Source organism: Streptomyces sp. NRRL S-337 (assembly GCF_000720175.1).
Lineage (GTDB): Bacteria > Actinomycetota > Actinomycetes > Streptomycetales > Streptomycetaceae > Streptomyces > Streptomyces siderophoricus.
On record NZ_JOIX01000084.1, the window covers coordinates 1 to 13728 of the forward strand.

A 13728-nucleotide genomic window follows, 5' to 3' on the forward strand; every position below is an offset into this window, starting at 1 on the left:
ACACTATCCTCTTCGTCGGCAGCGTCAGATGTGTATAAGAGACAGTCCCCCCACCCCGCAATTCCCCAATGACCCGCTACCACTCAAGGGCGGCAAACCACCCCGCGAGCGAGAACGCCCACCTAGCCGCCCACCTGGCCGCCCAGTCACCCGACGACCCACTGCCCGACGACCCACTGCCCGACGACTCGACCGCCCACCCACGCCGTCCCCAACCAGCAAGAGCCAGCCACCCCGTCGCCCCGCCCGCGTTGCTCGCCGAATCGCCGAATCGCCGAATCGCCGAATCGCTCACTCGCTGACCCGCTCACTCGCGGGTGGGCGTGCCGTCACCACCCGTAGTCCTCGGTCTGCGAACTCCCGGCGGGTGGCTTCCTTGGCGCTCGCGTCCGTGATGAAGGTGTCAAAGACGTCCGTGTCACCGACCCGGGCGAAGCACCGTTCGCCGATCTTCGATGAGTCCGCGACGACCACCGCACGCCGTGCGCGCTCCGCCATGAGGCGGTTGACCCGGGCCTCGGCCTCATCGTGAACGGTGGCCCCCATCACCGGGTCCATGCCGTTCGCCCCGATGAAGGCGATATCGATCGAGATCTGCTGGAGGACCAACTCGCTGAAGGGGCCGACCAGTTCGAACGACCGCGAGTGCGCCACCCCGCCAGTGAGCACAATCTTGATCTGCGGCCGCACGGCCAGCTCATTGGCGATGTTCAGCGAATTGGTGACGATCGTCAGATGCGGCTGCGGGCCCGCCTCCGCGAAGTCCGGACGTGTGGCGAGCGCCCGGGCGATCGCCGTGGTCGTGGTGCCACCGCTCAGCCCAACGACGTCACCGCGATCGACCAGCTTCGCCGCAGCCTGTGCCACCGCCTCCTTCTCCGCCGACCGGTGCGCATGCTTGTAGCGGATCGGCAGGTCGTACGCCACCGAGCTGAGCACCGCTCCGCCCCGGGTGCGGGTCAGCAACTGCTGCTCGGCGAGAGCATCCATGTCGCGCCGCATCGTGGCGGCCGAGACCTCCAGTGCGGTCGCTGCCTCCTCGACATCCACCCGACCCCGCTCCCCGAGCAGCTCGAGCAGTGCGTTCATCCGTTCATGGCGCTTCATAGCGCGAGCCTAATTCGTCTCAATCGACCACGATGACGCCCGGTCGGCACCTCTCGCTCGTCACCTCTCTTGCCTCCTTCTCCTCGGTTTCCTCCCTGCCTGGGCCCGCCTCCTTGCATGTCTGGTCCGTGCTCCGGCATACACCCGTGCTCAGCCAGAGGCGCGTGGTCGGCCCTCGGCCCGTGCTCAGTCGTGGGCTCGCGCTCAGCCCGCGGCCCGTGCTCAGCCATGGGCTCGAGTTCAGCCACGGGCCCGTGCTCAGCCGCGCGCCGGAGCCTGGGCCACGTACTGCTCCGGGACCGTCGCCGGAGTGGCCAGCACGCCCAGCAGTCGTGCGGCCTCTTCGGCCACGGCCTCCCGGGCCGGCTTGACGTATTTCCGGGAGTCGATCAGCGACGGGTTCGCATCCAGCGTCCCGCGGATCGACTGGCTGAAGACGGAGACCAGATGAGTGGAGATGTTGATCTTCGTCATTCCGGCTGCGATGGCTCGGCGCAGCTCGTCGTCCGGCACGCCGGAGGACCCGTGCAGGACCAGCGGCACCGGCAGCGCGGCACGGAGCGTCGCGATGAGCTCCTTGTCCAGGACGGCCGTGCGCTCGTGCATCGCATGGGACGAGCCCACGGCCACGGCGAGGGCATCCACGCCGGTCGCGCTGACGAATGCCAAGGCCTCGTCCGGGTCCGTTCGCACGCCCGGTGCGTGTACGCCGTCCTTGCCGCCCACCTCACCGAGCTCCGCCTCGACATAGGCACCACGGTCGTGGCACCAAGAGGTGAGTTCGGCGGTGGTGGCGACGTTCTCCTCGTAGGGCAGCGCGGAAGCGTCCACCATGATCGAACCGACCCCTGCGGTGATGCCCTCGCGGACCAGCTCGGCATCGGTGATGTGGTCGAGATGGACCGCGATCCGGGCGCTGGAGCCTTCGGCAAGGGCCAGCGTGGCGCGGGTGATGGGGAGCAGGCTGCCGTGATAGCGGATGCAGTTTTCGCTGATCTGCAGGATCAGCGGTATGCCGGTGCGTTCGGCCGCGGTGACGAGTGCCTCGGCGGTTTCCAAGTGGATGACGTTGAAGGCCGCTGCGCCGACGTGCGCCTCACGTGCGGCGTCGATGAGGGATGAGGTGGGGACCAGGGGCATGGGATGTGAACTCCCTTGCAGAGCAGGCGTGTTGGAGGGATGGGTGAGCAGGGCGGAGGAGCGGCGGGCTATGAGGCGGCCGGGGCCTCGAGCATCACCGAACGTGTCAGGCTGCGCGGGTTGTCCGGGTCCAGGTCGCGGGCCCGGGCACGCTCCAGTGCGACTCGCTGGACCAGGACCAGCTCGGCCAGCGGATCGCGTGCATGGCACACGAAACGCGCACCTGTCCGCACCACGTCGGCCTCCAGCCCCTCGGGGGCCTCACCGAACAGCCAGGTCACCCGACCGGGCGCGGCTATCGAGATGGGGCCGTGGCGGTACTCCATCGCGGGGTAGGACTCCGTCCAGCTCTGCGAGGCCTCCCGCATCTTGAGGGCGGCTTCGTTGGCGAGACCGAACGTCCAGCCCGTGCCGAGGAAGGAGAACTGCTCGGCGTCCACCCACTCCTTCTCGATCGTTGCGGCCAGGGCCTCTTCCGCGTCGGTCACGGCCCGGGAGACGTCCTCGCCCAGATGTGCGCGCAGCAGAGTCAGTGCTGTGGTGGCGAAGCGGGTCTGCACCACCGACTTCTCGTCGGCGAACGGAAGCTCGACCGTTTCGTCGGAAAGGGCGACCGCCGGGGTCTCGGGGTCACCGAGGATCGTCACTGTCGGAATGCGTCCCTTGACCGCGTCGAGGACCCGCAGCACCTCGGTCGTGGTGCCCGAGCGGGTAATCGCCACCACCGCGTCATAGCCGCGATCGCCGCCGAGGAAGGCTTCGGAAGCGGCGAACGGGTCCGTCACGCCCAAGCCGGCGCTCTCGCGCAACGCTGCGTACGACTGCGCCATGAACCAGGAGGTGCCGCAGCCGATGACGGCCACTCGTTGGCCCGCCTTCGGCAGCGAGCCGGCGCCCGCTCCGATCCGTGCGGCCTGCCACCAGGTCTCCGGCTGGCTGTGCAGCTCCTGCTCCATGTACGAGGTCTCGCTCATGGCCCACCCTCCCGTGATGCGTGAAGCGGTCTTGCTCCGTTGCGGCCGGTTCCTTCCGGCCTCGGCTGAATACGCTGCGTTCGTAATGCTCGAAACTGCAACTTCTTCGTCTGTTGCAATCGACTGTACGCATCATCTTGCCCACGTTCTATCCCTCGAAAGGGTGGATGCGGCAGGGTGAGTGTAAGGCGCGACTACGCCGCCTGCGGCTTCTAGAGCATGACAGGGGTGTTGACAGTTGCGTGAAGTGCGCCAAATACTCGCATGATCAGTCACTCCCGTGACCGGACGCCTCCGTGATCAGTGACTGCCAAGGTCGCGATCACTGACGCAGTCGCTGACATCAGTCACTGACCACTCGCTCGCCACGACTCCCTGGACACGACTCCCCAGCCACGACTCATTGGCCGCCGCTCACTGGTCACCACCCACGCAGCAAGCCCGCCCCGCCGCACAAAGGACTTCCCATGTCCACTGCCACGATCTCCGCGACGCCTCCGCCGCCGTCCGCCAGGACTTCCGGTCGCACCGGCAGGCTTTTCGCGCTCACCGGCGCCATCGTTGGCGTCATCTACGGCTACGACACCGGCAGCATCTCCGGTGCCCTGGTGTTCCTGAGCAAGGACTTCCACCTCACCGAGACCGAAAAAGGGCTGGTCAACAGCGTCTTGGTGTTCGGATCCATTGTGGGGGCACTGATGGGCGGCAAGCTCGCCGACGCGTTGGGGCGGAAGGCGGCGATGCTCATCGTCGCCGGCTCGTACGCGGTGTTCGTCGCGCTCTCCGCCGCCGCGCCCAATGTCGTCGTGCTGGACGTCGTCCGGTTCCTGCTCGGCGTCGCCATCGGTATTTCGATCGTCGCCGCGCCGCTCTACGTCGCCGAATCCACCCCGGCCCGTATCCGAGGCGCCTCCGTCGCCGCTTATCAAGTGGCCACGGTCGCCGGGATCGTCCTCACATACTTCGTCAACTGGGGCCTGTCCGGTGGCGGGCACTGGCGCTGGATGCTCGGTCTCTCCGCGATCCCTGCCGCGCTGGTACTGATTCCGCTGCTCCGGTTGCCGGACACCCCGCGGTGGTACGTCCTCAAGGGGCGCACGGAACGGGCCGTCGAAGTGATGGCCGTGACCGACCCGGACGTCGATCCTCGCGCGGAGGTCGCGGCCGTCAATGCCGCGCTCACCGAGGAGAGCGGCGGATCGGCGCGTTCCCTCCTGCGCAAGCCCTACGCCCGCGCGACGCTCTTCGTCATCGGGCTGGGGTTCTTCTGCCAGATCACCGGCATCAACGCCGTGACCTACTACAGCCCGCAGATCTTTGAGGAGATGGGCTTCACCGGCAACGGGCAGAACTTCCTGCTGCCGTCCTTCGTGCAGCTCGCCTCATTGGCCGCCACCGTGTTCGCCATCCTCGTCATCGACCGGCTCGGCCGCCGGGTGGTGCTGCTCTGCGGCATCGGCACCATGGTGGTGATGCTGGGCGTGCTGACCGCGGTCTTCGGGTCGGGAGAGCTGCACGGCACCATGACATGGGTCGGTTTCGGGGCGATCCTGCTGTTCACCGCGGCCTTCAACTTCGGTTTCGGGTCGCTGATCTGGGTCTACGCGAGTGAGGCGTTCCCGGCGCAGTTGCGGTCCACCGGGGCTTCGGTGATGCTCACCGCGGATCTGGTCGCCAACCTGCTGATCGCCCAGTTCTTCCCCTCACTGATGGCCTGGGCAGGAGCGGCGCGGACCTTCGCGGCGCTCGGTGTGCTCGCCCTCGCCGCGCTGGTCTTCGCGACCGTCACCGCGCCGGAGACCAAGGGGCGCCAGCTGGAGGAGATCCAGGAGTACTGGCGCAACGGCGGCCGGTGGCCCCTGGCCGGCCGGCCCGAAACGGTGCGCGCCGCCCCGCTCGGCGAGCCCGCGGTGCCGCCCACCACGTCTTCCTAGTATTCCCACCTGGTTGGCGGCGCCCGGCCCTGTGTGTCACCGGGTGCCCGCCACGCCAGTAAGGCCTCAGGTCGGCAGCTGCTCCCGGTACGCCTCCAGGGCCGGGGCGGTCGTCGTCGCCACGAATTCCGTGATCCGGTACGTGCACACACCGGCGAGGATGAACGGGTCCTGGGCCACGATCTTCTCCACGGCCGTCCGGTCCACGCCGGCGGCGAGGATCACGCCGCCGTCCCGCGGGACCTTGCGCCCGGCGGCGATGAAGTGCCCGGCCGCGTACTCCTGCTGCAGCCAGGCCACATGCTCCTCGAGGACGGCTTCGACGCGATCGAGGGGCTTGGTGTAAGTCAGTTCCAGTACGAACATGGTGGCAATATTTGCACTGGCGGCTTCCTCGCTCTCAGGTGGTGGGCAGGTCCGGACGCCGTCGCCCGTGGCGGGTCGCGGCCTCGTAGGCATGGCCGGCCTGCAATACGGCGAGATCGGCCCTCGGCGCACCGATGAACTGCAGGCCCACGGGCAGGCCACCGGGCGTGAAGCCCGCCGGAACCGACATGGCGGGCACCCCGAGAAGCGAGATCAGGTAGGCCGACCGCATCCAGTCCAGATAGGTCTCCGTGGGGCGGCCGGCGACCTCCGTCGGGTACTCCAGTTCCGCATCGAACGGCGCGACCTGACTGACCGGGGCGAGCAGCAGGTCGTATCGGGAGAAGAAGTCCACCGCGGCAAGGTGGAGCCGGCCGCGGACCGTGGTGGCGGTGATGAGATCGGCCGGGGTGAGCCGGCGGCCCTGTTCGATGTTCCAGACCAGGCTGGGCTTGAGGGACTCCCGATCGGCGTCGAGCAGCGCGCCCAGCGCCAGGTCGAAGCTGTGCGCCCGCAGCGTCCGGAACGCCTCGTCGGCCCCTGCCAGGTCCGGGCACGCCGGCTCCACCTGCCAGCCGAGCGCCGCCAGGACACTCAACTGCGGCTCCAGTACGGCGAGGACGTCCGGGTCGGCCGGTGCGTGTCCGCCGAGGTCCGGCGACCAGGCGACGCGCAGGCCGCGCAGCTCGCGGCCGAGCGGGACCCGGAACGCCGCGCCGGGGGTCTCCAGGCTGATGGGGCAGCGCGGATCCGGACCGGCCATCGCGGACAGCAGCAACGCGGTGTCGGCGACGGTCCGCCCCATGGGGCCCGGGACCGCAAGGGTGTCCCAGAGGTTGCCGCCCGGGTGCGGAGGCACCCGCCCAGGGGTGGGCCGCAGCCCGACCACATTGCAGAAGGACGCCGGATTGCGCAGCGAGCCACCCATGTCACTGCCGTCGGCGAGGGGTTGCAGCCCCGCCGCCAGGGCCGCCGCGGCACCGCCGCTGCTCCCGCCCGCCGACCGGCTGGTGTCGTACGGATTGCGGGTGGTGCCGAAGACCGGGTTGAAGGTGTGCGAACCGGCGGCGAACTCGGGGACGTTGGTCTTGCCGAGGCGGATGGCGCCGGCCCGCTGGAGGCGGTCGACCACCAGGTCGTCCTCGGCGGGCACATGGTCGGCGAAGAGCGGCGAGCCGAACGTGGTGCGCATACCGCGGGTGAGGTGGGTGTCCTTGAAGGCGATCGGCAGCCCGTGCAGAGGCGGCACCTCGGCGCCCCGGGCCAGGCGCTCGTCGGCCCGGGCGGCGGCGGCCAGGGCGCCCTCGGGATCGAGCGTGACGAGGGCGTTGACGGCCGGATTGACCTGTTCGATCCGGTCCAGATGAGCCTGCACGACCTCTCGGGCGGACAGCTCGCGGCTGCGTATCCGGGCGGCGAGGTCGGTGGCGTCGAGCTCATGGAGTGCGTCGGACATGGCGGGCCTCTGCTGGGGTCAGGGACGTGTGTCGAGGGCGGAGGAGGGACGGCGGCGTGCGGGCCGGGACCACTCTCCTCACCGTACCGAGGGGCACTGACAGTCCGTCCGGTCGCCGTTCCGCCCGGCGAACGGGCCGGTCAATCGTTCGGTAGCGTGGCGGTCATCATGGACACTCCCGGAACGATCTCCTGCGACGAGGAACTGCGGCGCTGGCCGGCCGACGAGGACCAGGCCCGCACCGTCCAGGACCGGCTGCGGCGCTACGTACGGCTCGACGAACCCGGCCCGGAACCGGGGTTCGAGGGCACGGTCGTGGGCGTGGACGTCGCCTACGACGACGCGCGCGATGTCGTCGCCGCGGCCGCCGTGGCGCTGGACGCCCGTACCCGCGCCGTCGTGGACGAGGCCACCGCCGTCGGCCAGGTCTCCTTCCCGTACGTGCCGGGCCTTCTGGCCTTCCGGGAGATCCCCACCGTGCTCGCCGCGCTCGACCGTCTTGCCCGCACTCCCGGCCTGGTGATCTGTGACGGCTACGGGGTGGCGCACCCGCGCCGCTTCGGGCTCGCCAGCCACCTGGGGGTGCTCACCGGCCTCCCCACCATCGGTGTCGCCAAGAACCCCTTCACTTTCCGGTACGACCCTCCCGGCCCGGAGCGGGGCGCCACTTCTCCGCTCCTGGACGGCGACGAGGAGGTGGGACGAGCGTTGCGGACCCGGACGGGCGTCAAACCGGTCTTCGTCTCCGTGGGGCACCGGGTCAGCCTGGACCGGGCCTGCGCCCACACGCTGTACCTGGCGCCGGACTACCGGATTCCGGAGACCACCCGGGCCGCCGACGCGCTGTGCCGCCGCGCCCTGGCCGAAATCTGACCCCCAAACCCTGGTTGTTGTGGGGGGCGGCCGGCTACGCCTCCCGGACGACCCGGAAGGTGATGCCCGCCTTCTGGAGCCGCGTCGTCAGCGCGTCCCCCATGGCCACCGCGGGCGTCACCTGGCCGGCGGTCCGCGGCAGCTCGTCGAAGGCCAGGCTGAGCGCCGACTCGGCGAGCATCTTCGCCGTCTCGTCGTAGCCGGGGTCACCGCCCGCGACCTCGGTGATCAGGCGTTTGCCGCCGCCGGAGGCGACGAACCGCACCTTGAACCAGCTCCGGGCACGCCGCTCGGCGCTCGGCCCCTGGCCGGGCTCCAGACGGCCCGACAACCACCGACGGGCGGGCGGTACCTGCGCGGCCGCGCACAGCGCCCCGGCCCCAAGGGCCCCGCCCACGGCGATCGGCAGCCGCCGGACGCCGGCGTAGTGGCGGTAGCGGAAGTCGGGGCCGTAGCGGTCCAGGGCGGCGGCGGAGCGGGCGATGATCTGCGGGTCGAGGGTCGGCAGTGGCACTCCCCAGGTGCCGGTCTCCGCGCTCCTGAGGGGCGGGCCGAACGGGGCCCGGATCCGGCGCCCGGCGGGCCGGAGCTCGGCCCGCTGCCGCTCGCGGGCCGCCCGTGCCATGGCGACCGGCCGCGAGGCGACGGTCAGCGCGGAGGCCAGCGTGCCGCCGGAGAATGTCGCGTTGGTGCGGACGAAGCCGTCGATGCGCAGCGGGACGCCCTCGGGGAGCAGGCCCACGGTGTAGTGGACGCCGAGATCGTGGGGGACGGAGTCGAAGCCGGCGGCGTGGATCAGGCGCGCGCCCGAGGTGCGGGCCGTCGCGTCGTGCCGCAAGAACATGCGGTCGATGAATTCCGGCTCGCCGGTGAGGTCGACGTAGTCCGTACCGGCCGCGGCGCACGCGGCGACCAACGGCTCACCGTGCAGCAGATAGGGCCCCACCGTGGTCGCCAGCACCCGGGTGTCGGCGGCGAGGGCGTGCAGGGCGTCCCGGTCGTCGCTCTCGGCCCGCAGCAGCGGCAGATCGCCGCAGGCCGGGTTGATTTCGGCCAGGCGGTACCGCAGGCGCTCCAGTTTGGAGAGGTTGCGGCCGGCCAGCGCCCAGCGGCAGTCGCGGGGGGCGTGCTCGGCCAGATAGGCGGCGGTGAGGGCGCCGGCGAAGCCGGTCGCCCCGTAGAGGACGAGGTCGTGGGCCCGTCTCTCGGTGTTCTGCCGTTGCATGCTGCGCGTCCTCTCGCCCGCCCTGGTGAGCTGGTGTTCGGACCCTAGGCAGTCGCCGTCGTCCCGTCAACGCGGGCCTGACGCATCCCGGTTGGGGCCGGGGTGACGGGAGGCGCCCTGAGGGAGGCGGGGTGGAACGTGCACCCTTGACAGGGCGGGGTGACCGGGACACATTCACCGTGAGCGCGATGACGTAGGACGTCCCATGTCTTTGCCCTACCGTCGTTGCCGACTCCAGAAGGAGGCCGGTTTGCCGTGACGACGCGCCCCTTGGACGACCACCAGGACGACCGCCGACCCGGACCCGGCCCTCAGGGAACACGGCGCTGGTACCACGAGGTCACACCACGGCAGTGGAAGGCGATGTTCGCCGCCTGGATCGGCTATCTCCTCGACGGCTTCGACTTCGTGCTCATCACCCTGGTGCTGACCGAAATCGCCGACGAGTTCCACCTGAGCACCGCCACCGCCGCCTCGCTGATCTCCGGTGCATTCATCACCCGGTGGCTGGGCGGCGCGCTCCTCGGCGCGCTGGGCGACCGCTACGGCCGCAAGACCGCCATGGTCGCCAGCATCCTGCTCTACTCGCTCGGTACCTTCGCCTGCGGCTTCGCCTGGGGATACAGCAGCCTGTTCGCCGCCCGTCTGGTGATCGGGCTGGGCATGGCGGGGGAGTACAGCGCCAGCGCGACCTACGTGCTGGAAACCTGGCCCGCCCGGTGGCGCAACCGGGCGTCCGGGTTCCTGATCTCCGGGTACGCGGGCGGCACCGTCGTTGCCGCCGAGCTCTACAAGTGGGTGGTGCCCCACTGGGGCTGGCGCTGGATGTTCTGGATCGGAGTACTGCCCGTCCTCGTCGCCCTCCGGATGCGCAGATCGCTACCGGAGGCCGGGGACTGGCACCGGGAGATCGGCGGGTCCGGTACCGGGCCCGAAGGGGAACGTCCGCATCCGTTCCGGCCGTTGCTCACCGGGCGCCGTCGCTGGCCCAACGCCGTCCTGGCCGCGACCGCCTCGGCCGCCCTGTACCGCGTCTTCACACCCGTAGGAGCGGGTTACGTCCCCTGGCTGTCCGGGGTCGCGGCCCTGTGTCTGGTCGCCTTCGCCGTGCAACTCGGTGGCCGCCGCGGATGGCTGCTGTACGTCTCCCTGATGGCCACCGTGTTCTGCGCCTTCCTCTATAGCTGGCCCGTCCAGGCCCTGCTGCCGACCTACCTCAAGTCCGACCTCGGCTACGCGCCCGGACAGGTCACCGACGTGATGTTCTACGCGGGCTTCGGCACCATGGCCGGGTGCTGGCTCGCGGGATACACCGGCGACCGGCTCGGGACCCGGCGCGCCTACGCCTGCACCCTGCTGGCCTCGCTCGCCTTCGTCTTCCCGGTCTTCGCGGTCCGCGACAACCTGCCCCTCCTCGGCGTGCTGGTCTTCGGACTGCTCGCGCTCGGCCAGGGCATCTCCGGCATCCTGCCGAAATACCTCGCCGGTCACTTCCCGACCGCGACCCGCGCCGCCTCCTTGGGCTTCGTCTACAACGTCGGCGCCCTGGGCGGCGCGGTGGCGCCCGTCCTCGGAGCCCACCTGGCCGAAGGCATGCCCCTGGGGCGCGCGCTCGCCGTGCTCACCTTCGGGCTGACGCTGCTCGTCATCCTCCTGGTGGGCGGCAATGTGCCGCAGCGTCTGGGGAGACTGCTCGACCGTCAGGCGCCCGACGACCACCTCGTACCGGAGCCCGATGCCGGTGCAGGCGTGCCCGGGGGCGCATCGCCGCGTCCGGCCGCCGGGGAGACGCGGGGCTGAACCGTGCTGAACCGGGCTCGCGCCGTACTGGACCCCCGCGGCCTGTTCACTCCCTATGGCCGTCCTGTCACTCCGTACGGTCGTCCTGCCGTCCCAGCGTCACCCCGCGCACCCCCTCCAACTCGGACAGCGCCTCCACCAGAGGATGGGCCGCGGCGGCGCCCTCCAGACGGAGCAGCACCTCGGCCGCAAGCCGCTGCTCGTCCACCCCGGTCTCCACCTGGACGTCCGTCACCCGGAACCCGCGGCCCGTGCACATCTCCAACATCCGCCCCAGCAGTCCGTGTTGCGTGCGGTAGGCGATGCGCAGATCGACCCGGGTGAGGGAGGGCTCCTTCGCGATCCGGTCGGAGATCCTCGTGAAGCCGCGGACGACGAGGAAGTGCACCGCGGTCGCGCCGATCGCCAGCCACGGCAGCCCACCGCCGCACGCCATGCCGATGGCGCAGGTCAGCCAGATGGTGGCGGCCGTCGTCAGGCCGCGGACGGCATCCTTCCGGACGAAGATCAGGCCACCGCCGATGAACCCGATGCCCGAAACGACCTGGGCGGCGACGCGCGACGGGTCGAGCGCCACGCCGTCGGCGCCCAGCAGCGCCCCGAAGCCATGGATCGACACCTCCATGAACAGCGCGCTCCCCACGCCGACCAGCGTGTGGGTGCGCAGTCCGGCGCTTTTTTGCCGGGCCTCCCGTTCGAGGCCGATCAGCGAGGACAGCAGCAGCGCCAGGGCCAGTTCGGTGAACTGGCGCAGTCCCTGACCGGCGTGGAAGTCGAACAGTGCGGCGGCGAGTTGCGGATCAGACATGGCGGCAATTGTCCCCCTGTCGGCCGGGCGACCGGCGCTGCGCGGGCCGTTGTCAGTGCCCGCGGTTAGCGTGGGATGCGTCGGCCGGCCCGTGCGCGAGACACACGGCGCCGGGGCGGTGCCGCAAGTGGTGCCGGGCGGGGGAACGGACGTGGAGGAGCTCATGACGAAGGCGGCGGGTCCGGTGGCGGTCCGGGAGCGGGTACGGGCGTTCGCGCTCGGCCTGCCCGGGGCGGTGGAGGAGTTCCCGTGGGGCGAGAGCGTCATCAAGGTGAACAAGAAGGTCTTCGTCTTCCTCGGCGTCGAAGACGGCAGCCATTCGCCGGGCGTCACGGTCAAGCTGACGGACCCGGAGGCGCATGGCCACGCCCTGAGCACGCCCGGCGCCGAGCCGGCGGGCTACGGCCTGGGCAAGGCCGGCTGGGTGCGGATCCCGCTCGACGGGCAGGGGACGCCGCCGGCCGAGCTGCTCTGCGACTGGGCGGAGGAGTCGTACCGCGTCATAGCCCCCAAGAAGCTCATCGCCGAGCTCGACGGGGGATAGCGGCGCAGCGGCAGCAGGCGCGCAAAGGCCCGTGGCGGCGAGGGCAGTTGAGCCTCGTCGGCACGGGCCTTTCCGCGTGGTCGCCACTTGGTACAGGGGGGCTTGTGGAAAGTGGAACACGTTCTTAACATCACGAGTGTTACATCAGAAGTGTCACAGTGCGGAAGGGCATGGGGCGCGATGACGGAGTCAGACAACGGCCCGCTGCACGGCGTACGGGTCGTCGAGCTCGCGGGCATCGGCCCGGGGCCGTTCGCGGCCATGCTGCTGGCCGACCTCGGCGCCGACGTCGTCCGCGTCGACCGCCCCGGCGGAGCCGGACTGGCCATCGACCCGGCCTACGACATCACCAACCGCAACAAACGCTCCGTGCTGGTGGACCTGAAGACTCCCCGGGGCGTCGCCCAGGTCCTCGACCTGGCCGAACGCGCCGACGTACTGCTGGAGGGCTACCGCCCCGGCGTGGCCGAGCGGCTCGGCGTCGGCCCCGAGGACTGCCTGGCGCGCAACCCCAAGCTGGTCTACGGCCGGATGACCGGCTGGGGCCAGCAGGGCCCGCTCGCCGACACCGCCGGACACGACATCGGCTACATCGCCATCACCGGCGCCCTGGGAATGATCGGCCCGCCCGACGGCCCGCCCGCCCTCCCCGCCAACCTCCTCGGCGACTACGCCGGCGGCTCCCTCTACCTCGTCATCGGCGTCCTCGCCGCACTCCAGCACGCCCGCACCGAAGGCGGCCGGGGCCAGGTCGTGGACGCCGCCATCGTCGACGGCACCGCCCACCTGACGGCCATGATCCACGGCATGCTGGCGGCCGGCGGCTGGCAGGACCGGCGCGGCGCCAACCTGCTGGACGGCGGGACACCGTTCTACGGCACCTACGAGACCGCCGACGGCGCGTACATGGCCGTCGGCGCCCTGGAAAAGCGCTTCTACGGCGAATTCATCCGGCTGCTGGGCATCGAGGACGAGGCCCCGGCACGGGACGACCTCGCCGCCTGGGACGCACTGCGCACCGCGATCGCGGCCCGCTTCAAGACCCGCACCAGGGACGAATGGACCACGGTCTTCCAGGACTCCGACGCCTGTGTCGCGCCGGTGCTCTCCCTGCGCGAGGCGCCGCACCACCCGCACCTCGCCGCCCGCGGCACCTTCGTCGACCACAGCGGCATCACCCAGCCGGCCCCCGCACCCCGCTTCTCGCACACCCCGGGCGCGATCCGCACACCACCCGCCCGGCCCGGCGCGGACACCGAGGACATCGCCCACGACTGGCAGGCCCCCAGCCTCCTCCCCCCGCCCTCCGAAGGCCCCACCGGCACCCCGGACCGCACCGAGCAGAAGGACGCGGCCCACTGATGGAACTCACCACCCCGCTCCACCACCCGGCCGACCCGCCCCGGGCCGCCGAGGCCACCGTCGCCCCTGAACCGGCCCACCCGGCCGCCACCCGGGCCGCCGAACCCGTCAAGACCGTCAAGAACCGGCTCTGAGGAGG

The 13728-nt window shown here is 70.8% G+C and carries 13 protein-coding genes; 6 read left to right on the forward strand and 7 right to left on the reverse strand.

Annotated elements, in window-relative coordinates:
• Positions 1 to 291: 291 nt before the first annotated feature.
• The 3 genes from IG62_RS0134960 to IG62_RS0134970 form a co-directional block, all read right to left on the reverse strand.
• Positions 292 to 1107: a DeoR/GlpR family DNA-binding transcription regulator gene (locus IG62_RS0134960; RefSeq protein WP_030813058.1), complete on the reverse strand. Its 816-nt coding sequence runs from the start codon at positions 1105 to 1107 to the stop codon at positions 292 to 294.
• 258 nt (positions 1108 to 1365) lie between these two features.
• Positions 1366 to 2247, reverse strand: coding sequence for a class II fructose-bisphosphate aldolase (locus IG62_RS0134965; RefSeq protein ID WP_030813061.1), 882 nt, complete (start codon positions 2245 to 2247; stop codon positions 1366 to 1368).
• A gap of 68 nt (positions 2248 to 2315) precedes the next feature.
• A complete protein-coding gene (locus IG62_RS0134970) occupies positions 2316 to 3221 on the reverse strand; it encodes an SIS domain-containing protein (RefSeq protein ID WP_030813064.1) in 906 nt (301 codons plus the stop codon).
• A gap of 467 nt (positions 3222 to 3688) precedes the next feature.
• On the opposite strand from IG62_RS0134970, the gene IG62_RS0134975 reads away from it, so the two are divergent.
• The gene (locus IG62_RS0134975) at positions 3689 to 5155 is read left to right on the forward strand and encodes a sugar porter family MFS transporter (protein ID WP_030813067.1); all 1467 of its coding nucleotides are present in this window, start codon (positions 3689 to 3691) and stop codon (positions 5153 to 5155) included.
• Between the two features lie 66 nt (positions 5156 to 5221).
• On the opposite strand, the gene IG62_RS0134980 is transcribed toward IG62_RS0134975, so the two are convergent.
• Both IG62_RS0134980 and IG62_RS0134985 read right to left on the reverse strand, forming a co-directional pair.
• Positions 5222 to 5521, reverse strand: a complete 300-nt coding sequence (locus tag IG62_RS0134980; protein WP_030813070.1) for a YciI family protein — start codon at positions 5519 to 5521, stop codon at positions 5222 to 5224.
• Between the two features lie 34 nt (positions 5522 to 5555).
• A complete protein-coding gene (locus IG62_RS0134985) occupies positions 5556 to 6977 on the reverse strand; it encodes an amidase (protein ID WP_030813073.1) in 1422 nt (473 codons plus the stop codon).
• A 168-nt stretch (positions 6978 to 7145) separates the two neighbouring features.
• Between IG62_RS0134985 and IG62_RS0134990 the strand changes: the two genes are divergently transcribed.
• Positions 7146 to 7850: an endonuclease V gene (locus tag IG62_RS0134990; RefSeq protein WP_037840081.1), complete on the forward strand. Its 705-nt coding sequence runs from the start codon at positions 7146 to 7148 to the stop codon at positions 7848 to 7850.
• A gap of 34 nt (positions 7851 to 7884) precedes the next feature.
• Here IG62_RS0134990 and IG62_RS0134995 read toward each other — a convergent pair whose 3' ends face one another.
• Positions 7885 to 9075, reverse strand: coding sequence for a saccharopine dehydrogenase family protein (locus IG62_RS0134995; RefSeq protein ID WP_030813080.1), 1191 nt, complete (start codon positions 9073 to 9075; stop codon positions 7885 to 7887).
• Between the two features lie 270 nt (positions 9076 to 9345).
• Between IG62_RS0134995 and IG62_RS0135000 the strand changes: the two genes are divergently transcribed.
• Positions 9346 to 10875, forward strand: a complete 1530-nt coding sequence (locus IG62_RS0135000; protein ID WP_267887935.1) for a sialate:H+ symport family MFS transporter — start codon at positions 9346 to 9348, stop codon at positions 10873 to 10875.
• A 67-nt stretch (positions 10876 to 10942) separates the two neighbouring features.
• Here IG62_RS0135000 and IG62_RS0135005 read toward each other — a convergent pair whose 3' ends face one another.
• The gene (locus IG62_RS0135005; protein WP_030813088.1) at positions 10943 to 11683 is read right to left on the reverse strand and encodes an MgtC/SapB family protein; all 741 of its coding nucleotides are present in this window, start codon (positions 11681 to 11683) and stop codon (positions 10943 to 10945) included.
• 163 nt (positions 11684 to 11846) lie between these two features.
• On the opposite strand from IG62_RS0135005, the gene IG62_RS0135010 reads away from it, so the two are divergent.
• The 3 genes from IG62_RS0135010 (at position 11847) to IG62_RS49710 (ending at position 13723) form a co-directional block, all read left to right on the forward strand.
• The gene (locus IG62_RS0135010) at positions 11847 to 12227 is read left to right on the forward strand and encodes an MmcQ/YjbR family DNA-binding protein (RefSeq protein WP_051799040.1); all 381 of its coding nucleotides are present in this window, start codon (positions 11847 to 11849) and stop codon (positions 12225 to 12227) included.
• A 180-nt stretch (positions 12228 to 12407) separates the two neighbouring features.
• Positions 12408 to 13589, forward strand: a complete 1182-nt coding sequence (locus tag IG62_RS0135015) for a CaiB/BaiF CoA transferase family protein (protein ID WP_037840074.1) — start codon at positions 12408 to 12410, stop codon at positions 13587 to 13589.
• Positions 13589 to 13723 (forward strand): hypothetical protein, encoded by a 135-nt coding sequence (locus IG62_RS49710; protein ID WP_267887934.1) that lies wholly within the window; start codon positions 13589 to 13591, stop codon positions 13721 to 13723. Before IG62_RS0135015 ends, IG62_RS49710 begins: the two co-directional genes overlap by 1 nt.
• Positions 13724 to 13728: the final 5 nt, after the last annotated feature.